At 46.7% G+C, this 24319-nt stretch carries 22 protein-coding genes, 3 tRNA genes and 1 other annotated feature; of the genes, 10 read left to right on the forward strand and 15 right to left on the reverse strand.

The window, feature by feature from the left end; translation table 11 throughout:
* Positions 1 to 28: 28 nt before the first annotated feature.
* Together BMX22_RS00355 and BMX22_RS00360 are read right to left on the reverse strand one after the other, a co-directional pair.
* Positions 29 to 562, reverse strand: coding sequence for a hypothetical protein (locus tag BMX22_RS00355; protein WP_074739949.1), 534 nt, complete (start codon positions 560 to 562; stop codon positions 29 to 31).
* A gap of 71 nt (positions 563 to 633) precedes the next feature.
* A tRNA-Ser gene (locus BMX22_RS00360) sits at positions 634 to 722 on the reverse strand.
* A gap of 153 nt (positions 723 to 875) precedes the next feature.
* Here BMX22_RS00360 and smpB point away from each other — a divergent pair.
* The 4 genes from smpB to BMX22_RS00380 all read left to right on the forward strand — a co-directional run bounded on the left by smpB (position 876) and on the right by BMX22_RS00380 (position 4644).
* Entirely contained in the window at positions 876 to 1340 is a 465-nt protein-coding gene (gene smpB / locus BMX22_RS00365; protein WP_074739950.1) for an SsrA-binding protein SmpB, read from the forward strand.
* 55 nt (positions 1341 to 1395) lie between these two features.
* Positions 1396 to 2394, forward strand: a complete 999-nt coding sequence (locus tag BMX22_RS00370) for an SGNH/GDSL hydrolase family protein (protein ID WP_074739951.1) — start codon at positions 1396 to 1398, stop codon at positions 2392 to 2394.
* Positions 2395 to 2806: 412 nt separating this feature from the next.
* Positions 2807 to 4480 carry a DUF6311 domain-containing protein gene (locus BMX22_RS00375; protein ID WP_074739952.1) on the forward strand — a complete coding sequence of 558 codons (1674 nt, stop codon included), beginning with the start codon at positions 2807 to 2809 and terminating at the stop codon, positions 4478 to 4480.
* An 88-nt stretch (positions 4481 to 4568) separates the two neighbouring features.
* Positions 4569 to 4644: transfer RNA gene (locus BMX22_RS00380), tRNA-Pro, on the forward strand.
* Positions 4645 to 4753: 109 nt separating this feature from the next.
* Here BMX22_RS00380 and tyrS read toward each other — a convergent pair.
* From tyrS to dcd, 3 genes are all read right to left on the reverse strand, one after another.
* A complete protein-coding gene (gene tyrS, locus BMX22_RS00385) occupies positions 4754 to 5971 on the reverse strand; it encodes a tyrosine--tRNA ligase (protein WP_074739953.1) in 1218 nt (405 codons plus the stop codon).
* Complete coding sequence (locus BMX22_RS00390) at positions 5958 to 6470, reverse strand: hypothetical protein (protein ID WP_074739954.1); 513 nt, start codon at positions 6468 to 6470, stop codon at positions 5958 to 5960. Before BMX22_RS00390 ends, tyrS begins: the two co-directional genes overlap by 14 nt.
* 65 nt (positions 6471 to 6535) lie before the next feature.
* Positions 6536 to 7069, reverse strand: a complete 534-nt coding sequence (dcd, locus tag BMX22_RS00395; protein WP_074739955.1) for a dCTP deaminase — start codon at positions 7067 to 7069, stop codon at positions 6536 to 6538.
* Between the two features lie 42 nt (positions 7070 to 7111).
* Positions 7112 to 7317, reverse strand: a binding site (T-box leader).
* Between the two features lie 122 nt (positions 7318 to 7439).
* Between dcd and BMX22_RS00400 the strand changes: the two genes are divergently transcribed.
* Positions 7440 to 7515, forward strand: a tRNA-Thr gene (locus BMX22_RS00400).
* Between the two features lie 167 nt (positions 7516 to 7682).
* On the opposite strand, the gene BMX22_RS00405 is transcribed toward BMX22_RS00400, so the two are convergent.
* The 8 genes from BMX22_RS00405 to BMX22_RS00440 form a co-directional block, all read right to left on the reverse strand.
* Positions 7683 to 8138 (reverse strand): GNAT family N-acetyltransferase, encoded by a 456-nt coding sequence (locus BMX22_RS00405; RefSeq protein WP_074739956.1) that lies wholly within the window; start codon positions 8136 to 8138, stop codon positions 7683 to 7685.
* Entirely contained in the window at positions 8138 to 9355 is a 1218-nt protein-coding gene (locus tag BMX22_RS00410) for a peptidase U32 family protein (protein WP_074739957.1), read from the reverse strand. Before BMX22_RS00410 ends, BMX22_RS00405 begins: the two co-directional genes overlap by 1 nt.
* Before the next feature lie 9 nt (positions 9356 to 9364).
* Positions 9365 to 10735 (reverse strand): endolytic transglycosylase MltG, encoded by a 1371-nt coding sequence (gene mltG / locus BMX22_RS00415; RefSeq protein ID WP_074739958.1) that lies wholly within the window; start codon positions 10733 to 10735, stop codon positions 9365 to 9367.
* Positions 10728 to 11285: a 5-formyltetrahydrofolate cyclo-ligase gene (locus tag BMX22_RS00420; RefSeq protein WP_074739959.1), complete on the reverse strand. Its 558-nt coding sequence runs from the start codon at positions 11283 to 11285 to the stop codon at positions 10728 to 10730. The genes mltG and BMX22_RS00420 overlap by 8 nt, the downstream gene beginning before the upstream one ends.
* Positions 11285 to 11830, reverse strand: coding sequence for a DJ-1 family glyoxalase III (locus tag BMX22_RS00425; protein WP_074739960.1), 546 nt, complete (start codon positions 11828 to 11830; stop codon positions 11285 to 11287). Before BMX22_RS00425 ends, BMX22_RS00420 begins: the two co-directional genes overlap by 1 nt.
* A gap of 61 nt (positions 11831 to 11891) precedes the next feature.
* On the reverse strand, positions 11892 to 12779 hold the full coding sequence (locus BMX22_RS00430) for a DUF2156 domain-containing protein (RefSeq protein WP_074739961.1): 888 nt from the start codon (positions 12777 to 12779) through the stop codon (positions 11892 to 11894).
* Positions 12780 to 13559: an FAD-dependent thymidylate synthase gene (gene thyX / locus BMX22_RS00435; RefSeq protein WP_074739962.1), complete on the reverse strand. Its 780-nt coding sequence runs from the start codon at positions 13557 to 13559 to the stop codon at positions 12780 to 12782. It abuts the gene before it with no gap.
* A gap of 153 nt (positions 13560 to 13712) precedes the next feature.
* The gene (locus tag BMX22_RS00440; RefSeq protein WP_081349001.1) at positions 13713 to 14576 is read right to left on the reverse strand and encodes a ComEC/Rec2 family competence protein; all 864 of its coding nucleotides are present in this window, start codon (positions 14574 to 14576) and stop codon (positions 13713 to 13715) included.
* Positions 14577 to 14639: 63 nt separating this feature from the next.
* Between BMX22_RS00440 and BMX22_RS00445 the strand changes: the two genes are divergently transcribed.
* Positions 14640 to 15782, forward strand: a complete 1143-nt coding sequence (locus BMX22_RS00445; protein WP_074739964.1) for a glycoside hydrolase family 10 protein — start codon at positions 14640 to 14642, stop codon at positions 15780 to 15782.
* A gap of 133 nt (positions 15783 to 15915) precedes the next feature.
* On the opposite strand, the gene BMX22_RS00450 is transcribed toward BMX22_RS00445, so the two are convergent.
* Both BMX22_RS00450 and BMX22_RS15990 read right to left on the reverse strand, forming a co-directional pair.
* Positions 15916 to 18339, reverse strand: a complete 2424-nt coding sequence (locus BMX22_RS00450) for a glycoside hydrolase family 9 protein (protein ID WP_074739965.1) — start codon at positions 18337 to 18339, stop codon at positions 15916 to 15918.
* Between the two features lie 208 nt (positions 18340 to 18547).
* Complete coding sequence (locus tag BMX22_RS15990) at positions 18548 to 18751, reverse strand: hypothetical protein (RefSeq protein ID WP_143055447.1); 204 nt, start codon at positions 18749 to 18751, stop codon at positions 18548 to 18550.
* A gap of 149 nt (positions 18752 to 18900) precedes the next feature.
* On the opposite strand from BMX22_RS15990, the gene BMX22_RS00455 reads away from it, so the two are divergent.
* The 4 genes from BMX22_RS00455 (at position 18901) to BMX22_RS00470 (ending at position 24318) form a co-directional block, all read left to right on the forward strand.
* Positions 18901 to 19788, forward strand: a complete 888-nt coding sequence (locus BMX22_RS00455; RefSeq protein ID WP_074739966.1) for a hypothetical protein — start codon at positions 18901 to 18903, stop codon at positions 19786 to 19788.
* Positions 19789 to 19887: 99 nt separating this feature from the next.
* Complete coding sequence (locus BMX22_RS00460) at positions 19888 to 22311, forward strand: clostripain-related cysteine peptidase (protein ID WP_074739967.1); 2424 nt, start codon at positions 19888 to 19890, stop codon at positions 22309 to 22311.
* 197 nt (positions 22312 to 22508) lie between these two features.
* On the forward strand, positions 22509 to 23282 hold the full coding sequence (locus tag BMX22_RS00465) for a leucine-rich repeat domain-containing protein (protein WP_074739968.1): 774 nt from the start codon (positions 22509 to 22511) through the stop codon (positions 23280 to 23282).
* Positions 23283 to 23298: 16 nt separating this feature from the next.
* A complete protein-coding gene (locus BMX22_RS00470; RefSeq protein ID WP_074739969.1) occupies positions 23299 to 24318 on the forward strand; it encodes a leucine-rich repeat domain-containing protein in 1020 nt (339 codons plus the stop codon).
* Position 24319 lies beyond the last annotated feature (1 nt).

Raw genomic sequence — 24319 nt, forward strand, 5'->3', positions numbered from 1 at the left:
AGTGATGTTCAGTGGCTAATACAGAAAACTATGGTCGATTCTTAAATGGATGTTCAGCACTGTCGGCACGAACATCAAGGTATCTTGCGAAATTATCAGTACTCTCCCAATTGATCCAGTTTTCTTCCAGCGTTTCGAGAAAATACCATACATCATCATCTGAGAGATCAAGTGAGTCACCAAATATTGGATTTTCATCTAACCAATCATAATACTGGTATTCGATATCCATTATATCTTCTTTAACGCCATTATCCCAATAAAACTTCGAGACGTAAATGTGATTTTCTTCTACAAGATACCATATAACATCATGAAAATTTTCAATAAGACGGGTAATGCAGGTAATTGGATAAAACCACCTTTGACAGTACTTCAGCTCATAAGTATCGTCTGCAATCTTTGCAACCAAAACATTTCGAGCTTCACGATCATCATAATCAACGTCCAAGATTTTATGGAACGATATAATTGAATGCGACGGGTTCGTTGGACTATCCATTACGATCTTATCAAAGACTTCTTGACTGCATATTATTTTACTCCAAACATAATTCGACATAAAATCACCACCTAATAAAAAGTTCCGCCTCTCAAAAAGGCGGAACTACGCGGAATACTCCGCATTTGGCTTGGCGCAGTGGGTGGGATTCGAACCCACGTCCCTCAAGGGGCATCATGATTTCGAGTCATGTCCGTTATGACCACTTCGATACCACTGCAAAATTACTTATATATTATATCATCTCTAAAAAAAAAAATCAAGTCTTTTTATAAAAAATAAAAATATAACAAAATCCGTCATGATTTTTCTTATTCGTTTATTGACAATATCGCCGCTCTGATGTATAATTAACAGGATAGGAGATGAGAAAATGCGTTCAAAAGGAATAAAAACTATTGCTGAGAACCGTCAGGCACGCCATGAATATTTCGTGCTGGAGACCTATGAGGCAGGTATAGATCTTGTCGGTACAGAAGTGAAATCTATTCGGCAGGGGAGCGTTAATCTAAAGGACGCATGGTGCTCGATAGACAGGGGAGAGCTGTTCGTTCGCGGAATGCACATCTCGCCGTATGAAAAGGGTAACATCTTCAACCGTGACCCCATGCGCGTGCGCAAGCTCCTTATGCATAAGAGAGAGATAAACAAGCTTTTCGGGACGGTGAAGCAGGATGGTCTGTCACTGATACCGTTGAGCATATACTTCAAGGACTCCCGTGTAAAAATGCAGGTCGGGCTGTGCAAGGGCAAAAAGCTGTATGACAAGCGTGCAGATGCTGCAAAGCGCGATGCAAAGCGCGAGATAGACAGAAACATCAAGATCCGCAATCAATGACATCTCAGCTGAACAGCAATGACTGTTCAGCTTCTTTATATTCAAGGAGAATACTATGATCAAACGAGTTTTTACAGTGGCTGCCACGTTTTTATCGGCAATAACACTGACAGCCTGTAGTCTTACTGCACGTGATATTCATGAGGTCACGCACAGGACAGAGGTCCCTCCGAAAATGCTGTTTCTCGGTGACTCGATACCCGCGGGTTACGGACTTGACGGCTACTCAAAGGATGACCTGTACCAATGTCGTTCGTATCCGAATATTCTTGCTGAAAAGTACGAGAAGGAGATAGGAAGTGAATGTGGTCACGAAATGACGAATAAGGCTGTTTCGGGAGCCACATCATACGACCTGCTTGAACTTGTGAACAGCGGCACATTAGACGACGACCTGTCAGACTGTGATGCTATTGTCATATCCATAGGCGGAAACGACCTTCTTGGACTGATTTTTGACCTGTTTAATGAAATTGGTTATTCACCCGACAGCGGTTCTTTTGACTATAAGAAAATAGACATTCTTGGTGCGGCAGACAAACTCGCGTCGATGAGCGGGAAGGCTGATGACGCACTTGCGGGTTTTGAAACCAATCTCCCGAAGATAACGGATGCGATATCCTCACGTACTGATGCGGTCCTTTATGTTCAAACTTTGTACGACCCTCTCGAATACTACTCTAATATCCCGAAGATACCCGAGTTTTCGGCACAGAAGATAGGAAAGCTCAATGATATTATCAGGGAGCATTCTGTCGGAGTGTACAGTGTCGTCGATGTTGCAGAGAGATTTGAGGGGCAGGCGGACATCGTCACAAATATTAAGGACTTCGATATTCATCCCAATTATCTCGGACACCAGCTGATAGCCGACGAGATAGACGAAGCATTCCGTGTGACGGGCTTCAGTTATACTACAGAGGAATACGGCGAACAATACCTTACGCGTACAGGATATGCCGCCATAATAGCAGGTGTTGTGCTTGGAGCCATTGCACTGAGTGCTCCTGTTTTTATAGTAGGACGAACAGTCAAAAAAGAAAAGGAAGAGTAACAAATAGGGGAGCGAGAGGAGAGCCCCCTCGGGCATTTTCGTGGGCTACCGAATACGTAACGCAAGAATACGGCTCGGCAGCCCGCTTTTTCCGTTAAGGGAAGTGCACAGAGGGGAGCCCCCTCGGGCTGTTTCGCAATATACCGAATATGAGGCGTAACTTTATTACACGGTAGCCCGCTTTTTCTGTTAAGGGAAGTGCACAGAGGGCGGCAATACCTTAACAAGCATACTCGGTTACCGAGCCTGAAATCATGGGCTCGGTAATTTTATGCCATGATTTCGCCAAATGAAGATCTATCCGAGTCAAGATAATAAAAGCGAAGCCGGCAAATATTAATTGACAGTCTTACTTATATATGATATAATTAGAAAGTTAGCTGTTATAACAGGATAAAACAAGGAGGCAAAAATGGAAAAAAAAGAAAAAAAGAATGTCAGCTGGGGAGTTGTTTTCCTGCTCGGAGCACTCATCGGTGCGCTCTTTTTCATTAATATCTATGGTATAGGTATACTCGACCCTACAAATGAGGGCTGGATACTCAATTACGGCGGAGACATAACCCAGCATTACATCGGCTGGGAATTCTTCCGTGATACACCTTGGCATTTTCCGCTCGGTCTGACTGACGGCATGATCTCAGGTCAGTCAGTATCTTGTATGTTCACAGACTCGATTCCGCTGTTTGCGCTGTTCTTCAAGGCATTGTCACCTGTGCTTCCGGAGACTTTCCAGTATTGGGGGTTCTGGGGCATATTTACGTATTCGATGCAGGGAGGTATATCCTCGCTCATCCTCTACAGGCTCAGCAAGCGCCCGATATTCAGTCTCATAGGCTGTACAGTGTTTATAGTTTGTCCGCCTGTAATGCACCGTATGTACGGTCATGAGGCACTTGCGGGACAATGGGTGCTGCTCATAGCACTGCTCTCGTGGGTGTGTCAGGGCAGAAAATGGCGTTTCAAGGCTTCTCCTGTGATATTATGGTCTGTGAACGGCATACTTGCAGTTCTTGTTCACATCTACTTTATCCCAATGATATATATGGTAATGCTCGGCTACATTGCGACTGACATTTTTGGCAGAAAGAAACTGCTGAGACCTATTGCCTGCTTTATCTCCACGACAGTCTGTGCTATCGGCACTATGTTCATCCTCGGAGCCTTCTCGGGCGGAGGAAGCTATAGGGCAGGCGGCCTTGGAAAATACAGCGCAAATTACAATACTCTTTTCAACAGCCAGGGAAAGGCTAAGTATATCGCGCCCCTCAATTATCTTGACGGACAGTACGAGGGCTTTGCGTATCTCGGACTTGGGATCATCCTCGGCGGTGCAATAGCGCTCGTATTTGTGATAGCAAGCAGTGAGGGCAGGAACCCGCTGAAATGTTTTTCTCGGTTTTCGCGTATAAGAAAAGCGGAAATAATATGTATGCTTGCCATTTTTATTATAAGCTATATTTATGCGGCAAGTCCTCGCGGAACTTTCAACGGACGTGTTATCTATGATATACAGCTTCCCGAAAAGCTCTTCGGCGCTATGAGCATTTTCAGAGCTACAGGCAGATTTGCATGGGTGTCAGAGTACATCGTATATGTTTCGGTGCTTTTCGCTATATCAAAGCTTTCGGGAAAGCGTACAGCATTGTTCTGTGTAGCTCTTATCGCGACAGTTCAGCTCCTTGACCTTCGTGTGATGATAAAAAACGAAAATATGCGCGGAGCTGTAAAAAAACAGTACGAGGATACTCTTGTTGACCCCAAGTGGGACGAACTTGCCGAAAAAGCTGACGAGATAGTATTTGCCCCGCTTCCTGTGGATTATCTTGCGTATTATGAGCTTTTCTATGCATTCGGAGAATACGCAAACGAAAACGATATCGAACTCAATTGCTTTGCCGTAGCAAGAGGCAATTATTCATCGATGCGCGATGATTCCGATGAGAAGCTTCAGCAGGTGGTTGACGGAACAAGCGAGGAGAACTATATTATCGTTTTCTTTGATGAAGCAGATATCCCTGAGTCAAACGACAATTTCACTGTTTATTCGCTTGACGGATATAATGTAGCGGTGAACTATAGTTAAATAAAAAAAATATAGATAAAAGCCTTGACATCTCATCAAGTTAGTGATATAATTTATATTGTTGATTGCAGAGTATTCAATACACTGACTGGGTGTGGCGCAGTTGGTAGCGCGCTACCTTGGGGTGGTAGAGGCCGTGGGTTCAAGTCCCGTCACTCAGACCAGTTGCGATCAGCAACCCCATAAAGCTCCGTGGCAATAGCTGCGGAGTTTTTCTTTTGCCAATAAATTAAAAAAAGACGTATACATCGATGTATACGTCTTTTTTGAGTTTTATTTTACTGTTACCTTCTTGAACGCTTTCTTTCCTTTGCGGACGATGATATCCTTATCCAGAGTTATCATAGCCTTCGGGTCGGACACCTTCACATCGTCAACAGTGATACCGCCCTGCTGAACGAGTCTGCGTGCTTCCGATATAGAGGGAGCGAGCTCCGCCTTGACGAGGATATTGAGTATGCCCATAGCTCCGTCGGTGAGGTCTGCGGCGCTTATTTCTGCAACAGGCATATTCTCGTTGTCGCCGTTTCCGCCGAAGAGAGCCTTTGCAGCAGCCTTGGCTTTTTCAGCTTCTTCCTCACCGTGTACAAGCTTTGTCAGCTCGTAAGCGAGAAGCTCCTTAGCCGCGTTGAACTGGGCGCCCTCCATAGTTTTTTCCATTTCCTCTATCTGCTCAACAGGTACGAAAGTGAGCATTTTCAGGCATTTGATAACATCGGCATCGTCGACGTTCCTCCAGTACTGGAAGAAGTCGTACGGAGAGGTCTTTTCGGGATCAAGCCATACAGCACCTTTCTCGGTCTTGCCCATTTTTTTGCCCTCGGAGTTGAGGAGCAGAGTGATAGTCATAGCGTATGCGTCCTTGCCGAGCTTGCGGCGTATGAGCTCTGTACCGCCGAGCATATTAGCCCACTGGTCGTCACCGCCGAACTGCATATTGCAGTTGTAGTCCTGATAGAGCTTGTAGAAGTCGTAGCTCTGCATTATCATGTAATTGAACTCAAGGAACGTGAGACCGCGCTCCATACGCTGCTTGTAGCACTCATGCGAGAGCATACGGTTGACGCTGAAATGAGCGCCCACCTCACGGAGCACCTCAATGTAGTTGAGATTCATGAGCCAGTCAGCATTATTGACGATGATAGCTTTATCGTCCGAGAAGTCGATGAAGCGGCTCATCTGCTTTTTGAAGCAGCCAACGTTGTGCTGTATCGTTTCGGGAGTCATCATTTTGCGCATATCGGTCTTGCCAGAGGGGTCGCCGATCATAGCGGTACCGCCGCCGATGAGGACAATAGGCTTATTGCCTGCTTCCTGGAGGCGCTTCATCAGGCAGAGAGCCATGAAATGTCCGACGTGCAGGGAGTCGGCGGTGGGGTCAAAGCCGATGTAAAACGTAGCCTTGCCCGCGTTTATGAGCTCCTCGATCTCCTTCTCGTCAGTAAGCTGAGCGAGAAGACCTCTTCGTTTGAGTTCTTCAAAAATTGTCATAATAATTCTCCTTTATTTCTTTTTTGTGATTATAGTGTATACCTATATGTCCTATACCAAGAATGATAACGGAAACTATAAGAGGTATATTCTTTCCGTAAATTCCAAGGAGCATGAAAGCCCCGACCGGAAGAGACGCACCAGCAATAGGAATTCCGAGAATACTGCTGTACATATCGGACATAGTCCGTTTGCTCATGAAGTATCTTAACCAGTAAAACTCGTAAAGAAACATAAGAAGTACACCTGCTGCTAAAAAGCTGCTCCATACTGATATTTTTCCTATGTTGAAGTCCTTGAATATAAGACACAGACCGCTTACAAGGAATTCGCCTGTCCTTTCAAATGCAAGCAGCAGCTTGTTCTCGTTAGCTGCAAACTTTTCATAGTCCTTCGGCTTCCGCTTCGCCCATAGTATATTCGGTATGAAAAGCATTATCAGGAATATAAGCCCTGTGTAAGAAAAGCCAAAATTCAACTTAATGCCTCCTATGGTCATAAAGAATGAAAACGTCGGTCGTTTTCACTTCTATCACATCCTTTCAAAACAGCCTTGAACTGCGATCATTTGTCTTTATCAAGGAATACCCTTGAGCCTGTTGCACCTATCTGTCCCTGATACTTTCCGTTATACGGATTCAGGGCAGGGGAGTCCATTTTCGCGAAAACGAGCTGTCCGACTCTTCGACCCGCTCTGAGCTCTATAGCACACCTGTTCGCGTTGTACAGCTCAAGTGTTATCTCCCCCTTGAATCCGGGGTCTACCCAGCCGGCATTCTGAATGAAGAGCCCCATTCGTCCGAGTGAGCTCCTTCCCTCTACGAAAGCAGTGAGGTCATCGGGGAGCTCGAAGTATTCCATCGTTGTTGCAAGCACGAACTGTCCGGGGAGGATAAGATAAGTGTCGGCAGTGATAGTCCTGTACTTTATCGCCTCTCCAAGAGTTATTATGCCGGAAGGTGTATCCTCGACGACGCTGAACGTATTTCCGAGCCTAATATCAAAGCTTGCAGGCTGAATTTGCTCCTGCGTCATGGGATCTATCTTCAGTGTCTGCTCCCCGAGCATTTTAGTTATCGTCTTGTCAGAAAGTATCATCAAATAACCTCCCAAATAAAAAACCCCTGTACAGCAAAACTGTACAGGGACGAATTCACTCGTGTTACCACCCTGATTCGTCGGAAGCTCCGACCTCATTGAGCTATAACGGGCATACCCGTCTGTGCCTACACAACTCAGCACAGCGACTCGCGGAAGTAGATCTCCGCACGCCCTATCTGCCTCACACCGACCGACAGCTCTCTGAACAGGGGAAAGTACGGGTTTAGTCCGTTCATTGCCTTTAACACAAGAATATGATAACATATCACAGGGGAATTGTCAAGTCCGATATAAAGTTAATATAATGAAATATATTTGTGATTGCTTGACAAGAGCGTATAGATAGTGTATAATATATATCGTTGGTGCTGATGTGGCACAGTCGGTAGCGCAACGCCTTGGTAAGGCGTAGGTCGTCGGTTCAAGTCCGATCATCAGCTCCAGCGCCGAGCAGGCGCGCAGGTTCGCGGTTCAGTTTTCTGAGCCGCGAATTTTTTTGCGCTCTGCGGAGTATTTGATTTGTAACACATACACTAACGGGATTCAGGAAACTGGATCCCGTTTTTAGTATACAAAGAAGGCTTCCTGACATCAGGAAGCCTTTACTGTTTTATTCCCACTGCTCATAGATATTCTTCACGAATGGGATATCCTCATCTACGGTAAATCCGAGTGACCTGTAGAATTTCACCGCAGGCGCGTTATCTTTCTTGCAGCTGAGGGAGATTATCTCCACATTTTTTTCAGCGGCTATGCGGTCAATCTCGCGGAACAGCGCCTTTGCGACGCCTTGACGTCTGTAGTCTTCACGGACACAAACGTACCACACATACGCTACAGGGTAGGTTCCGTCGAAGAGATTGTAGACGAGAGCCATTGTCGCATAAGCAACGATTTTTTGATCACATCTGCCGACAATGAAGTGGTAGTCCTTATTATCCTTGCATTTTATGTACGTCTCGCGGACATTTTCAAGCGTAACGAACTCGCCAAATGTGCGTGAACAAAGCTCATAAGTCTCTTCCAGCTCATCCTCGCGAAGCTGACCGAACTCCAGATCGTTCATCAGTCCACCGCCTTGCGTATAACGGTACCTGCAGGGAAGGACATCTCTGACGGAAAGCTGAAACTCATCATAGCGTGGTTAGCAGTTTCTATCTGCTCGCCGTTCTCATTGAAGAGAGTATCGAGCTTCATCTCGACTGGCTTGCTTGACGGAGCAAGGAGCTCCACCGTATCGCCAGCAAAGAAGCGGTTGCGCTGGGTGCAGAACACCATGCCGTCTCTGCACTCGTCGACTACAGCAATAACGTCATAATTGCGGATATAGCCGCTGTTTTCATAGTACTGGGAGTTATCGGGTCTGCCGAAGAAGAAGCCTTCGCAGTATTGTCGGTGGCTTACCTTGTACACCTCTTCGCGTATCCAGTCAGGGAGCTTGAAATTATACGGATCTTTGTAGTATTCGTCAACTGCGAGCCTGTAGGCGTTCGTGACAACAGTGACGTAGTACGCTGACTTGGCACGCCCCTCTATTTTGAGGCTGTACACGCCTGCATCCGCGAGTTTGTCTATATGTTCTATCATGCACATATCCTTCGCATTGAGGATATATGTGCCCTTCTCGTCCTCGAATATTGGGTAGAACTCGTTCGGGCGCTTTTCCTCGACAAGATGGTATCCCCATCGGCAAGGCTGAGCACATTCACCTCGGTTGGCGTCACGTCCTACGAGGTACTGCGAGAGCAGACATCTACCCGAGAAGGACACGCACATAGCTCCGTGAACGAAGCACTCTATATCGAGGTCTGAGCTTGTCTTTGCACGTATCTCGGCTATCTCATCAAGGCTGAGCTCTCTTGCGAGCACAACTCTTTTCGCACCCATATTGTGGAGTTCACGCGCTGTGACGTAGTTGACGATACCTGTCTGTGTGGAGATGTGTATCTCCATGTCGGGAGCATACCTCTTTACAAGCATGAGCAATCCGATATCGGCGACTATGAGTGCATCGACTTTAGCCTCGACGGCTTCCTTAACAAATCGTTCAAAGAACGGTATCTCGTTATTTCTCGGAAGCGTATTGCAGGTGAGGTAAACTTTCACGCCTTTGGCGTGAGCCTGCTCAACAGCCTTGACGAGCTGCTCAAACTCAAAATTCATCGGTGAAGAACGCATACCGAACTGTTTGCGTCCGAGATAGACAGCGTTGGCACCGTAATTGAGTGCCGCTGCAAGTCTCTCTTCGTCTCCCGCGGGAGCAAGGACTTCAAGTTTGTTCATAATGTCTCCTTATTCCTCAGCTTCGGCAGCCTTCATTTCCTCATACTGACGGTCTCTCTCAGCAAGGTTAGCGTTGTGCTGTTCAAGAGTCTCTGCGAAGAAAGTCTCCTTGGTGTAGATATTAGCGCAGAAGTAATAGTAATCGCTCTTTTCGTGTGCAAGAACAGCGTCGATAGCATCTATACCGGGGTTGCAGATAGCTCCGGGCGGGAGACCGGGAGTCTTGTATGTGTCATATGCGCTGACGAATGCTTCGTCGAAGTATTCCATATTCGGACGAACAACATCGTTTGCATAGTTGGATGTCGGGTCGGATTCGAGCTTCGGAAATTCATCGGAGTGCTCGAGACGGTTCCAGAAAACAGATGCAACCTTGATCATATCCTCGGTAGAGGGAGCTTCCTTCTGAACGATAGAAGCGAACGTTACGAGCTGGTCGAGAGAGAGGTTGTTTTCCTTCATCTTTTTCATACGTTCGGGAGTCATCTTCTCGTTGAAATTGTAGTATATCTTCTGGCAAACTTCCTCAGGCTCGCTGTTCTGGTAGAAGTAGTAGGTATCGGGGAAGAGGTAGCCCTCCATTTTCTCGAATTTCATTGTTGAGTCAAGCGGGAGCTGGTCTTCAAATTCAAAACCGAAACCGCCTGAATTGAAATAGAAGATGAAATCATCGGCGGAGCATACGCCTTCCTCTTCGAGTTTTTCAGCGGCGTCGATGAGTGTGATACCTTCTGTGAAAGTAACTTGTATAGACTCGCCCTTCTCTTCTGTGGGTATCTTTGTGAGTTCATCTATGATAGCCTCGTAAGCCATATTCGGGCGCAGGAAGTGCTGACCTGCGATGTAGTAGGAGTTGTCATTCCTTAGCTTAGTGAAGAATTGGAAGGCTTTGGACGACCTTATGATTCCTTCTTCTTGGAGGAGTACGGATATCTCTTGAGTGCTTGCACCGTCGGGGATAACAACGAGCTGGGTCTTGTCGCTCTTGCCGATGCCGAGCATATCCTTGCCGAAGCTTATGATGACGAGAGAAAGTATTACAGACACGCCGAAGATAAATGTCGTATAGATGATAACGCCGGGCAGTCTGCTGCGCTGTCTCTTTTTCTTTCTGTGTTTTTTATGAGGCTGCGTTACGCTTGAACGATATGGAGCGCCACCGTTTGGCTGCTGCATACGCGGTGCCTGACCGTACACAGGGGGCTGTACAGGCGAAGGAGAAGGTTGTTCCCGAACGGGTGCGGATACAGTCTCTCGAACGGGAGTATCATGGACAGGCTCGGGCCTGACCTCGCTCTGCTCGGGAGCAGGCTGAGGCTGTTCGTTTTTTCTGTCCAGCTCGTTCAAAATGTCGTTTATAGCGTCTCTGTTATCACTCATTACAGAGCACCGTCCTTTCTTCTGTTACAATAAGTTTTACAGCTGCATCGTGCTTCTGCACAGGCAGACTGTCGGTGATCATTGCTTCATATGCGAGAGCAACTGTTCTGATGTGCGGATAACGCTCGAGGAATCGGTCGTAATAGCCGCCGCCGTAGCCAAGCCGCTCGCCGTTCTCCGTGAAAGCGAGTCCGGGGACTATACATACAGTGCGCTCGGTTATCTCAGGGGAGGGCAGTGAGCTGTCGGGTGCGGGGATGCCGTACGCGTCGTCTTTAAGCGCGGCAGTATCGTTTACGATGTGGAACGTCATGTTCCCGGATCGACCGCATTTGGGGTAAGCAAGCACCTTGTTTTGGGAAAGCAGCTTTCGTGCCAGATCCCAGGTATTTACTTCCGAACCGAACGAAGCGAACATCAGAACGATGTCTGCCTCGGAGATCTCGTTCAGTGCGATGACATTTGCGGTTATCACAACATCCTTAGCCTCTGATTTTGCCACTTTGCGCACCCCGGCGAAGTGCCTTCTGAGTTCCTTTTTATCCTGCATTATTCCTCACAAAGTATAGCCCTGAACAGGCGGTCGCTCTCTGCTTTGGAAACTGAAAGCTCAACGAGCTTGAGCGCAAACTGCGTTGCAACACCTGCGCCGCGCGCGGTGACGATATTGCCGTCAACAGCGACGGAGCCTTCACCGATTTTGGCACCGTCGAGCTGAGTTTCAAAGCCTTCGTAGCAGACGGCGGTCTTATTTCTGAGGAGCCCTTTGTGTCCGAGAATGGATGGAGCTGCACATATTGCGCCGATAATAATGTTTTTATCCATACAGTAGTCGATAGCTGCCTGAACATAAGGTGAGCTCTCGAGGTTGAGCGTACCGGGCATACCGCCGGGAAGGACGATCATTTCAAGCTCGTCACCGAGCACGGCTTCCTGAGCAATAGTATCGGGGACTACAGGGATACCGTGTGAGCCGACGATAACGCTGTCACCTACGCCAACTGTAACGACCTTTTTGCCGGCACGTCTGAGTAGGTCTACAGGTGTGAGAGCCTCTATTTCTTCAAAACCTTCTGCAAGAAAAACGTATATCATAGAATCTTTCCTTTCTTTATTCGATAGCATGGGATCAAGGGACGAGCCGTCCGAGAGAACGTCATTTGAAGACGATCTCGTATTTATTCAGGATAAAAGCGGGATTATACGATAGTTTTGCTTTGCGAAGCCCCTCGAGCCCGAGGTCCTCTTCGCGGTTGATATATTTATGCCCCTCTGTGGCGGAGCAGACAAACAAATTGTTGATACCTGCGTATATACCGTTGTAGGACGTATCTGCTTTTTCAATGTGGACACAGAAGGTCTCCGAATTGAGATGCTCACCAATTGTAAGCGCACATATCTTACCGTCGATTCGTATTATACCGCCTTTGAGCCCGAGCTCCTCAAAATGTGAGAAATAGGTGTTTATAGCGAATTGTTCAGCTATGAAGCTGTGGTCAATCAAGTTTTTTGAGTTGTACTGCTCAGTCAAAAAGTAAATGCAGTCGTCGAAGTCGTGCTCGGTGATAGGGGAATACTCGTAGTCAAGCTCCTTAAATCGGGCGAGATGATTCCTCTTAGCGTGAAATTTCTTTCCCGCAAGCTCGGCAAGGTCTGAGCGAAGATAAATGTAATCGGAGTTGTCACGGTCGAGCTCAGCTGTGAATTGGTCGGGGTAGAGCTCAGTGAGAAGCGGCAGAGTCTTATCTGTGAGGCCGAACATAACGAGCGGAAAACCGAGAGATTCGGAGTGCCTCCGCATTTCGTCTATAACTTCGCGGTAGTCACCTCGGCCTGCGGGGAGGATATAGCACGGAGGTTTGGTGTTGTCATTGAACGAAGCGCAGATGTAGAAGTTCTTGTAAAATGCAATCTTGGAGTTTGCAAGTCTGCGCCAAGCGAGATTATTGGCAAAGCTGTACTCGCAGCCCATGAAATCGGATATCTCAAGTGCTTTGTTTATACGTTCCTTGTCTGAAATGGCAATTTCTCTGAATTCGAGCATTTACGCCTCCGATTTGTCTGCAAGAGCCTTGTAGTGAGCCTGTACCTCTTTCATCTTACCGCAGGTCATCTTGCCCTCGGGACATTTTCCCTTGGCAACGCATGACGGTCCCGCATACGCAAAGATATGGGGGGCTACCTCAAGACAAAGACGCAGCATTTCTTCCGCAACTGCCCTTATTTCCCATTGAGCACGGTTACAGCACCTGTGCTCAAAGAAATTGAAAAGCGAGCGAACATTCATAGTCACGACTATTTTTGTTTCACAAGCGTTCGGCAGGACGAATCTTGCGTCCTCGTTTGCAAGCTTCCGAGCCTTGGAGGCGGCTGACTTTTCGTCCATACCCTCGCTGATAAAGCGAGCTGTATGGCTTGCAGTGAGGAGGTCGGCGATTTTATCATAACTTGCTGTGAGCTCCTGCATCGTGCGGTCGAATTCAGCCTTGGCTTCGGGCAGAGCCTCTATTTCGGGAGGAGTGATGAACTCAAACCCGTTTTCGTTGACGTAACGCTGGCTTTTCTGACTATATGAAGCTATACGGTGACGAACGAGCTGGTGTGAACAAGCTCGTGAGATACCTTCTATACCGAAGGTGAAGCTTGTGTGCTCCATAACGCTTTCGTGACCTATGGAAGCGAGCATTTCAATGAAGCTCGCGGTCTTTTCTTCTGTAAGTCCGTCCCTCAGTGAGCCTATATCGCTGCTTGAATAGCAGAGCTTCGCGGCAGTTGCTACCAGTTTTTCAGGCTCGGGAGTATGTGCCAAAAGGATTACCTTCATTTATAACACCTTCTTAAACGCATATATTATTATTTTATCATTTTTTAGGCTTGAAGTCAAGGAAAAAGCAAAAAATAATAAAACAGGGACAGATTCAGGCTGCTCTCTCTAACGGAAATGTCGTGCTACTGATACTGTCCCTGTTCATTATAATTACTTTTCGGGAGTTACGGCAATTGTTTTTCCGTCACTCACAGCGGTGATCCTGCCGTTGAAGCAGGTCGAAAAAAAGGTTATATTACGATTGTTAAGCTGTTTTTGCACAGTTCCGGCGAAGTCCTCCTTTGCAGTACACACGACCGCATATTCCGGAGTAACAGCATCGAGAAAGTCACCGAGGTTTGCTAATTTCCTTCCGTGGTATGGGACCTTCAGCAGATCACAGTCACCGATATCCATTATCTCGCCGAGCCTCGCTTCCATTGCATCGCCTGTGAAAAGCATTGTGATGTCATTGTCGACCACCTTTGTCACAAGTGAGAAGTCGTTGTCGTTGTTTACACCGTAGTTTTTCTTATCCGGAGCATCGACAGTGAATTCTATCCCGTCGAGCTCGAAGGACATATCCTCAGTGACGAGCTGAGGAGTTATTTCTTTTTCCTTCATAGCGGCGATATACTTGTCGACTTCTTCGCTTTGCTGGTTATGGTCGGGGCCGAGAATGTTTTTGACATTGAGATTCTTAATGACCTTCCCTGCTCCTCCGACATGGTCTTTGTCGTAGTGAGTAATGATGAGGTAGTCAACGGTATCACGTTCTCTTTCTTCAAGGAATGAGATTATCTGCTTGGCGTCACCTTTTTCGCCGCAGTCGATGAGAACCGTGCTGTTTTCACTTAGAAGAACGATAGCGTCAGCCTTTCCGACATTGAGGAATGTCACTTCAAGGCCTGAGACTTCACCGTAAGTAGCTGGCTCTGAACTCACAGAGGATGATGGAGCCTCTTTATCGCAGGCGACTGCTGTAAGCATTAGCGCTGCTGAGAGCAGCGGGATGATTTTTTTAGTGAACATCATATCACCGACCTTAATGAATTATCCTCCCGTTCTGAGCATATAATTTCTCTGGGAGGGAAATGAATGAAAAGAATTATGGTGCTGCTGGCGGCAGTTTATGCTTTGACGGGCTGTATGCCGCAGACAAATGAGATGGACTCCGGCTCGGAAACACCTCTTGTTTATGAGAGCGATGCTCCCGATAAAGGGACAAAAGGCTATATACCGCTGAATTATACAAATCAAACTGCATTATGGATACCATATATGCGTTTTGCAGACATATTACAAGGCAAGAGTGAGGAAGAATATCGGAAGGAACTGTCATTGCTCCTGGATGATGCTGTAAAACAGGGGATAAATACGGTTTATTTCCACGTGCATCCGAACGGTGATTCATACTACAGGTCTGATATTTTTCCGCGGGGCACCTATTGGGACGGAGAGTATGACCCTCTCGCTATAGCTGTCGGGGAGGCTCACTCACGCGGAATATCGCTCCATGCATGGCTGAATCCGCTGCGAATGCAAACGGAGGAGCAGATGTCAGAACTGTCGGACAGTTTTATTCCAAAGCAGTGGGCGGATTCCGGGAACGGCTATATACGCCTCGTGGGTGAACGCTGGTATCTTGTACCTGTGTACGAAGAAGTGCGAAGCTTGATAAATTCTGCCGCCGAGGAGATACTCGCTGATTATGAGGTAGACGGCATACATATCGACGATTATTTTTATCCGACTTCCGATGCTTCTTTCGACGAGGAGGCTTTTGCTGCAAGCGGAGCGTCAGACCTTGCACAGTGGCGGCGTGACAACGTGACCGAGATGGTCAGGTCTATGCGAGAGACCGTTCATTCGCACGGCAGCCGTTATAAATTCGGCATAAGTCCTCAGGGCAATATAAGCTCGAATCGCGACAAGCTGTACGCAGATGTTGAGCTGTGGAGCAGTGATACAGCCTATTGCGACTATATCGTCCCTCAGCTATATTTCGGCTTCAAGAACGAGACCTGTCCGTTTGAACCTACTCTTCGGCGTTGGGAGGAGCTTACAGCTGACAGCGGCGTATCACTTATAGTCGGGCTTGCAGAGTACAAACTCGGCAAGGAGGACATCTGGGCAGGGGAGAGCGGACGCGATGAATGGCTCACTTCGTCCGATATACTTGAGCGACAGGTCGAACTTGTCAAGACTTCGTCCGCCGATGGTTATGCTTTTTACAGATGATCTGTTTCAAAAAGTGGAGTGATCTGTGCGCTTCCCTTAACGGAAAAGTGGGCTACCGAGCCGTAATTATGCGTTACGTATTCGGTAGCCCACGAAACTGCCCGAGGGGGCTCCTCTCACTTCGTTTATTACTTTATTTCTTGTAGGATACAGGCAGGTCAGATGCCTTATAAATGCCCGAATCGACCTGCTGGATAGTGTATGCGTCCTTTGCAGTTACGCCATCACCGTTGTCGAATATATCAGCATTCACGAGACCCTGCGGCTTCAGACCGTACTTGTCCTTATTGCCGAGATGCTGGAGTATCGCAACTGCATCCGCGATACTTACTTTGTTGTCAACGTTCGCATCGCCGTAAAGAGTAGCGTCGGAAGCGGAGCCGCTATTCTTATCGGTAGTGGTGGACGCAGCTTCTGATGTTGTACTGACGGGAGGAGAGAGAGGCTCTCCTGTAGTAGTTGTGGTCGAAACGGCAGTCGTTGTCGCAGAGGTTGTCTTTGTAGTGGAGGTAGTTGTGGTTATGGGCTTTATATCACCTGTACCGCCCATACCGTCAGCCTTGGTGCCGTCAGGCTCTTCACCGAAGTAGAGCTCGCCGTTGATGTAAACAGGAACATAAGGGGAAACAACGCCCTTAGATGAACCGTCATCGCCTTTAGTGGTCTTGCCGAGGTCTTTGGCGGAGAAGTCATTGGTAGAATCCCAGCCGCTGCCGTAATCGGGCATAACGAGCGCGAGAAGTATCTCGCACTGCTGCATACCTTCGGAGATAGGAAGAACAGCTCTTCCATCGGGAAGGGTAACTTCGATGTAGTAGATATCACCGCTATACTGGACAGGCTTGGATATCTCAGCGGGAGTAACGCCGCTGTACATCTTTGACTGGTCGCGGTCGCAGCGGATAACAAGGTCTTCGGGCTTTTTGCCAAGTGCGATAACTTCGCTGAGGTCCATATAGTAGCGGAAAGAGATGTTGTCCTGAACTCTTGCGGGCCAAGCGGAGTGGTTCGTTATCTTGAAGCTGACAGTCTGTCCGCTGGAATCAGCCCCCTTGGAAAGAGTCTCAACGTAGAACTCGGGACCGTCGTGAGCTTCCTTCTGTGGGAAGTCAGGGTCCTTGGTACCGCCGTATTTGTCAACCATTTTGCAAAGCATAGCTGTGAAGCCTGCGTTGTAGTCTGTCGCTACCTCGTTGTTGATATAGTTCTGTCTGTCGTCCTCATATGCGCCGGTCTGTGTGGGACCGCCAACGAGTGCGCCGTAAAGGATATGACGGTTCGTTGCGGGGATAGCAAGGTCGTTTTTCCACGAGCCGTGGGCTGTACGGTGGTGAGGATTCTTGGGATAGTCGCTGCCGTAACCGCAGAGATAGCTGAAATTATCAGGGTTGTCACCGAGAGCGTAATTGACCTGAGTCTCAGCGAATTCCTGATACTTGGAGTTATCCTGTCCCTTGAATATGGTATCGCTTGCAACTTCTGCGAGGAAAGCGGTTGTGTTGGCATATCTGAGGCAGCCCCAGTCGGTAAGCCAGCGGAATCCGCCGGGGAGTATCTTGGCTTCGTCACCGTTGACCCAGCGGTCAAGGTGCTTTTTAACGTGTGCGATGTATGTGGAATCTTCGGTGTTTATAGCATAGAGCAGCATAGCACCCTGCATATTGTCGTCCCAGCAGTGACTCCAGCCGTATGCGAGAGTGTCACCTTCGCCGAGCATCTTGCTCAGATTCGGGATATAACCTTTTGCGTCAGCAAGGTAGGCATCATCGCCCGTAGCAATATAGAGCCAGTTAGCGGCATAGAAGAGCTCATCATAGAAGTGGCTGGACTGGTAGAAGCCCTGTGCGTCAGAGTCGTTATAATAGGAGTCACTCGGATTTGTTTTTGCTATCTTGTAGATGTTCTGAGCGTGCTTGAGGTAGCCTGCACGTTTTGCGTCGTCGGTGTGACCGTCAAGAGCCGCATAGCCTGCTGCCAGAGCGGCAGCCATTTCGCCGAATACAGCGGAGCAGCCCTTTGATGACTTGAGTATAGCACGTGCATCTGCAACGCTGTGACCATTGTCTTCCATACCGTACTCTATAAGACCGACGGGGCCCCACCAAGTATGGTCGTCCTTTCCGATACCGACCTGATACACCACTTCATCACCGAGATCACAGGCAGCAAGATAATCCATTACGAATTCAACATTGTTGGCGTACTGCTTCATAAGACCCGTTTTTTCAAGTCCGTCAGGATACTGGTACATACCCCAGGCAAGCATAGAAGCCGAGTAAGCCATAGGAAGGTTGAATTTAACGTGGTCGCCCGCGTCGTACCAGCCGCCGAGTATTTCGTCGGACATAGTGGAATCGGTCTTCCACTCGACTCTGTTCCACTCGGGGAGCGGACCTGCCTGCTGTACCTCGTAGAAAAACAGAGACTTGTCAAGTGCGTCTGCGTAGTTCTGCTCCGATGCGGCATTTGCGCCTGCGGGAGCAGCAGGGGCAGTGAATGTCAGGCACGTTGCAGCAACAGCCGCGGACATAACTCCCGAGATCATTTTTTTGATCATTGTTGGTTTTCTCCTCTCAAAAATATAGTCGAAACATCATTGGGAAGCTTTGACAGTGCAGCAAGCTCCCATACACAATTTATTGTAGCACATTTTCAACAAAACGTCAAGCGTTTTATATATAAAGTCTGACCGTTTTTTGCGAGAATAGTCATACTATGCCTAATATTATATTCTTATATTCTTAAAACAATCTTTATACAATCCGTCAAAGATTTTCAGCTGCATCTTCAGCAAAAGCCTTGTGAGGTGTTTCTCTGATTTTTTTCTCGGTAATCTTGACATTTTCACTAACGTGTCGTAAAATAAAACTAAAGGCAACACTTAACAAAGATCGTGCTGAATCTGCACAGTGAGATTTTTCGTCAGATCGTATAGATAGATCGCTGGCACATCGGTCTTTCAGTTTCACTGAAACCTCCCCCCGATCGGGTGGAAAACACGTATGTCAAGAGATTTCTGTGCAAAATGACGTACAATATCCAAGCAGATTCTGTGCAAAGCCGTAAGGCGGTCTTTCTGCGGTATTGCTTAATGGATTTTTAAGATGGAGGATGTAATATGAGTAAAAAATCGGGAGTAGGTATCAATCTGATATTCTTAGTGCTCGTACTTCTGCTTATCGGAACACTTGTCTGCATAGGCGGTTATGCATATTTCCATGAGGCTGAGCACGAAGCAAAGCCGGCTTCTGCTCCGAAAGCATTAACGACTACAGAGACTTCTTCTGCTGTAACTTCTGTGACTGCGACTGTCAGCTCGATGACAACTACTACTGCTACTGCTGCAACAACAACTACTGCTTCGACAGTGAAAATAAGCAGGCTTGAGTATCATGGCTTCAACGAGACGATAACGGAGAATAATTCCGATATAAAGTATATACTTTCCTCCGAAGACAGCGGTGACATTCTGCACATTTACAACGGTGACAGATGGACTGTCAGTGATTTTAGAGACAGTTCCGTTGCTTCCGTCAGCAAGGACAAGGACGCATCTTCATTTAATAAGTATATAAACAGCGAATATGTAACAGAAAGCAAGTCTGACATCGGTATTTCCGCGGAAATAAAGGACGGGAAGACTCTTGCTGTCAAGAGCTTCGGCGGTGAGTGCACAGAGCTGAAGATAGTATCCAATAATGATAAATATGCAGAAATAAGTTACAAAGCCGACACAAAGAAGGGAACACTCGAGGCTGATCTCACAGACGGCTCCTTCCTGAATGGTTTATACTTTATCCACGGCGAATATACCGAAGGAGGCAAAACATATCCGCTGAATACATATCTCTTCGTCAACTGCAAATCGGATGACGAGAAGGATTTTCATTATTATCTTTGCAGTCTTAAACAGGAGAGAGAGGCTGATGTCACGTCGACATCCGATACAGAGCCGACGTCGGAGCCGACTACAGTCTCTGCCGAAACAACAACTACTGCTGCCTGACATTACGGTTTGTACTTGACAAGCTTACCGTATTAGTGTAAAATGAAAAAGAAGTAAACATTATGTAAATCATATAAGAATCTTTACAGGAGGAATATAATGGATCCTAATCAGAACAGACCCCGCGGACGTCAGAAAAATGTCACATCGGGTGGTAGCGGAGCTTATAAAAGAGGCGACGGGCTGGGAACAGGTCAGGTCGGTTCAGCAGATCATTCAGCGGCAAAGCCGTCGGGAAATCGCCCCGTAGGCAGTCCTCAGCATCACTCGAGCAGCACTGTTAAGCGCGCTGCCATAGGCGGAGGCGGCGGTATCGGTCTGATACTTATGCTTGTTGCATTGTTCCTTCTTCCCAAGCTTTTTGGAGGCGGCGTAGGCGGCGGAGGCTCTGCCGATATCAACGACCTTGTAAACGGTATGCTTGCAGGCGGAAGCGGAGAGGCTCCCTCAGGCTTTAGCTTCAGTAATGATGACATCAATACAGGCGGAACCTACGAAGACACGCCTACCGAGGTCGACGAAACCGTAGTATCAGGTGCCCGTGCCAAGAGGACACGTATTATCGGAAATAATAACGATAAGGTCACGATCATGCTCTATATGTGCGGTACCGACCTCGAATCCAAATATGGAATGGGCTCGTCCGATATGGGTGAGATCGCTGCTGCCAAGTACGGCGACAATGTAACCATCCTCGTTTATACAGGCGGCTGCAAAGGCTGGAAGACCCAAGGCATCAGTAATAAAACAAATCAGATTTACCAGATAAAGGACGGCGGTCTCAGACAGCTTGTTGCAGACGACGGCAATAAGCCTATGACCTCTCCCGAAACGCTTGCAGGGTTCATCAAATACTGCAATACTAATTATCCTGCAAACAGAAATGAACTTATCCTCTGGGACCACGGCGGCGGTTCGGTAAGCGGTTACGGATACGATGAAAAGAGCGGCAGCGGTTCTATGACTCTTGCGGGCATAAGGAAGGCTCTCGAGAGCGGCGGCGTCAAATTTGACTTTATCGGTTTTGATGCCTGCCTTATGGCTACAGCCGAGAATGCCCTCATGCTTGACGATTACGCCGATTATCTTATAGCTTCCGAAGAAACCGAGCCGGGTGTCGGCTGGTTCTATACCAACTGGGTATCTGCCCTCGGCAGCAATACATCTATGCCAACACTTGAAATAGGAAAGAATATAGTCGATGATTTCGTAGCGACCTGCGCGACGAAGTGCAAGGGCCAGAAAACAACGCTCTCCGTTATCGACCTTGCTGAGTTCTCGGCAACTGTTCCCAATAAGCTCAACAAGTTCGCGAACGGCGTTAGTACGCTTATTACCAACAAGGAATATGAGAAGGTATCAGACGCAAGATACGGTGCGCGTGAGTTTGCTCAAAAGAACAAGATAGACCAGGTGGACCTCTATGACCTTGCTGAGAATATGGCGACACAAGAAGGCGCCGAGCTTGCTTCTGCGATAAAGGGCGCTGTCAAGTATAACCGCACCTCGTCAAATATAAGTGATGCACACGGTGTTTCTATTTATTTCCCGTACAAGCGCACATCTTATGTTGATTCTGCGTGTTCGACTTACTCGCAGATAGGAATGGACGATGCATATTCAAAGTGCATTCGTCAGTTTGCCAAGCTTGAGACGAGCGGACAGATCGCAGCAGGCGGCTCGGCATCTCCGTTTGCTTCGCTGTTCAGCACAGGCGGTTCGGGTTCGACAGGTGTTTCGGGTGGTTCTGACGCAATAACCTCGCTGCTCGGAGCATTTCTTAGCGGCGGTCGTTCAGTGATGATAGACGGTCTTGACAAGTCGAATATCAACTTTATGTCTGAAAACACTGTTTCCGATAAGAGTGCTGCTGACTTCATTGCTCTCAATCACTTTGATGTCGAGAACCTTTACTGGACAAAGAATGGCAGCGAGTACAGAATGACTCTTCCCGACGAGCAGTGGGCTCTTGTTCACAGTCTTGACCTCAATATGTTCTACGATGACGGTGAGGGCTACCTTGATCTGGGGCTCGACAGCGTATACTCGTTCGACAACGGAGATCTCATCGCTGATACTTCAAGGAACTGGCTCGCGATAGACGGTCACACTATTGCTTATTACCATACAGACACTGTCGAGAACGAAGACGGTGAATTTACTATAACAGGTTATGTTCCCGCATATCTCAACAATGAGCGTGTAAACCTCATCCTCATTTTCGACAATGAAAATCCTAACGGTTACATTGCAGGTGCAGAGCCGGCATATGTAAATGAGGAGACCGATACTGTCGGTAAGGGAATAAGCGACATCAATGAAGGCGATAAGATAGATTTCATCTGTGATTACTACACTTATGACGGCGAGTACATTGACACCTACTACCTCGGTGATTCGCTCACATATTCCAAGGATATGAAGATAAGCAACACCGATGTCGGCAAGGGAGAAGTACGCCTCATGTACCATTTCACTGATATTTACAATCAGGAGTATTGGTCTGAACCAATAATCAGGTGACAAAAGGCTGTTATCGGAGATAGATCCGATAGCAGCCTTAATTTGTTGAAAATACGGCAATCGTTGATGTTTTAAAAATATTTTTTGTAGATATTGCTTTTATGATTGATTTGTGATATAATGTAAATAGTGTGTTGGACTGTATTCCACTGTGCAGTCAAACGTTTGCTATAACGGACTTATTCAGGAGGGAACAAATGCTTTTTAAGGATTATATTGATATCAAGGATTTTGTACAGGTGGTGTGTCCGAAATGCAAGGCGCTTCTCATGGCTGACAAGGACATGGAATTCTGGCACTGCGGACACTGCGGCGAGAAGCTTAATGTGAATGAGGTAAGAAATGCTAAGCCCGAAGTAAAGAAGAAGCCTGAACCTGTTCTTACAGGAGAGACTTTTCAATGCGAAGGAAGCGTTCTTTACAAATTCGTCGGAGACTATGAGGACGTAGAGGTACCCGAATATATTTCCTCTATTGCAACCGGAGCATTCAAAGGCAACAAGACACTTCGTTCTATAGTTATCCCCGATAATTGCATGGAGATAGCCGATTCTGTATTTGAGGACTGTATATCACTTGTAAGCGTTCGTCTCCCCGCAACATTAAAAAAAATCAATTACAAAACCTTCAACGGCTGCGATTCATTGAAAAAGATAACTATTCCCGCAAGCGTTGAACAGATAGTATATAATGCTATGTGCTGCGGACTCGATGAGATAGCCTTTGAGAGCAGCTACACCACTTGGGAGGCTGAAAATGAATATGCCAACCCGTCTTTCTGGGTAAAGAAGGGCAAGGCTAATGGCGTCAGTCGAATATTCTTCAAAGGACAGAGTTTTAATGCTGCCGATGTATTCAAGCATGGCAGCCTTTATACGTACCTTCGCAGTGAGGGACTATGTACCAACTGCGGAAGCAAATTCGGTATGTTCAATAAGTGCAAGAACTGCGGAAAGAAGAAGGAATATTGAGTAATGAGGTGATTATATGCCGTTTGTACAGGGAAACTGTCCAAACTGCGGCGGAACTCTCGCCGTGGACAATGAAAAGGACGCGTGGGTCTGCCCGTACTGCAACACTCCGTTCATTGTTGAAAAGGCTATAAATAATTATAATGTAACTAATAATATCAGCGCTTCGACTGTTAATATTTTTAGTGATTCGCAAAAAGATTTTGAGGTTACTGCTGGAAACCTAAAAAAATACAACGGTGAAGCAACAGAAGTTGTAATTCCCGAAAATGTAACAACAATATCGTATTCAGCATTTCACGAGACAAATATCACTTCTCTGAAGTTGCCCGAAGGAATAAAAGAAGTATATCTTTCTTCTTGCAAATTCCTTAAAGAATTAGTATTGCCTGAAAGTGTAATTAATATTGGTTTGAAGAATTGCAGCAGTCTTGAAAAAATTGAACTGCATGAAGGATTGAAGTTTGTTTATTTCGAAGGTTGTTCTTCAATTAAAGATTTGAGGATTCCGAGTACAGTAACAAAACTACAAAAAGGAACATTTTGGAATTGTAGTTCATTATCAAATTTGCTTCTTCCTAATTCATTAAGTATAATTGAGGACGCTTTTGTCGGATGCAACAATTTAGATAATCTAACTATTCCACCTAATGTAGAATCTGTTTGTCTTTCTTCAATGAAAAAACTAAAAAATGTGGTTATTCCACCAAATACTAAAACGGTTCATCTGAATAATACTCCAAACCTAACTACAGTTGTAGTAGGCAATCCACAAATCAGAATTGTTGGATTAACAGGAAAAGAAACACTTGTATACAAAGATGTTGGATATAGTTCGTCTGTGTTGTTTAAACCTCCTTTAATTACAAAGAATCCATTTAGTGTTAATAAGAGGGCTCTTGAAATAATACTTGCAAAATATGGAAAATGTTCCTATTGCGGTGGTAGCTTTAGTGTTTGGTTTGGAAATTGTAAAGAATGTGGTGCAAAAAAGTCATATAATATCGTAAATAATAACTTGATATTTTTAAAATAAA

Source organism: Ruminococcus sp. YRD2003 (genome assembly GCA_900109435.1).
GTDB lineage: Bacteria > Bacillota > Clostridia > Oscillospirales > Ruminococcaceae > Ruminococcus > Ruminococcus flavefaciens_G.

Bases quoted from the DNA above. Each gene is read 5' to 3' on its own strand.
- BMX22_RS00445 (WP_074739964.1), top strand. From the start codon at position 14,640: ATGAAAAGAATTATGGTGCTGCTGGCGGCAGTTTATGCTTTGACGGGC.
- mltG (WP_074739958.1), bottom strand. From the start codon at position 10,735: ATGAGTGATAACAGAGACGCTATAAACGACATTTTGAACGAGCTGGAC.
- BMX22_RS00450 (WP_074739965.1), bottom strand. From the start codon at position 18,339: ATGATCAAAAAAATGATCTCGGGAGTTATGTCCGCGGCTGTTGCTGCA.
- BMX22_RS00410 (WP_074739957.1), bottom strand. From the start codon at position 9,355: ATGAACAAACTTGAAGTCCTTGCTCCCGCGGGAGACGAAGAGAGACTT.
- BMX22_RS00355 (WP_074739949.1), bottom strand. From the start codon at position 562: ATGTCGAATTATGTTTGGAGTAAAATAATATGCAGTCAAGAAGTCTTT.
- BMX22_RS00455 (WP_074739966.1), top strand. From the start codon at position 18,901: ATGAGTAAAAAATCGGGAGTAGGTATCAATCTGATATTCTTAGTGCTC.
- BMX22_RS00460 (WP_074739967.1), top strand. From the start codon at position 19,888: ATGGATCCTAATCAGAACAGACCCCGCGGACGTCAGAAAAATGTCACA.
- BMX22_RS00430 (WP_074739961.1), bottom strand. From the start codon at position 12,779: ATGCTCGAATTCAGAGAAATTGCCATTTCAGACAAGGAACGTATAAAC.
- BMX22_RS00390 (WP_074739954.1), bottom strand. From the start codon at position 6,470: ATGACCATAGGAGGCATTAAGTTGAATTTTGGCTTTTCTTACACAGGG.
- BMX22_RS00440 (WP_081349001.1), bottom strand. From the start codon at position 14,576: ATGATGTTCACTAAAAAAATCATCCCGCTGCTCTCAGCAGCGCTAATG.
- BMX22_RS00375 (WP_074739952.1), top strand. From the start codon at position 2,807: ATGGAAAAAAAAGAAAAAAAGAATGTCAGCTGGGGAGTTGTTTTCCTG.
- tyrS (WP_074739953.1), bottom strand. From the start codon at position 5,971: ATGACAATTTTTGAAGAACTCAAACGAAGAGGTCTTCTCGCTCAGCTT.
- BMX22_RS00405 (WP_074739956.1), bottom strand. From the start codon at position 8,138: ATGAACGATCTGGAGTTCGGTCAGCTTCGCGAGGATGAGCTGGAAGAG.
- BMX22_RS00425 (WP_074739960.1), bottom strand. From the start codon at position 11,830: ATGATATACGTTTTTCTTGCAGAAGGTTTTGAAGAAATAGAGGCTCTC.
- BMX22_RS00470 (WP_074739969.1), top strand. From the start codon at position 23,299: ATGCCGTTTGTACAGGGAAACTGTCCAAACTGCGGCGGAACTCTCGCC.
- dcd (WP_074739955.1), bottom strand. From the start codon at position 7,069: ATGATACTTTCTGACAAGACGATAACTAAAATGCTCGGGGAGCAGACA.
- BMX22_RS00465 (WP_074739968.1), top strand. From the start codon at position 22,509: ATGCTTTTTAAGGATTATATTGATATCAAGGATTTTGTACAGGTGGTG.
- thyX (WP_074739962.1), bottom strand. From the start codon at position 13,559: ATGAAGGTAATCCTTTTGGCACATACTCCCGAGCCTGAAAAACTGGTA.
- BMX22_RS00420 (WP_074739959.1), bottom strand. From the start codon at position 11,285: ATGCAGGATAAAAAGGAACTCAGAAGGCACTTCGCCGGGGTGCGCAAA.
- BMX22_RS00370 (WP_074739951.1), top strand. From the start codon at position 1,396: ATGATCAAACGAGTTTTTACAGTGGCTGCCACGTTTTTATCGGCAATA.
- smpB (WP_074739950.1), top strand. From the start codon at position 876: ATGCGTTCAAAAGGAATAAAAACTATTGCTGAGAACCGTCAGGCACGC.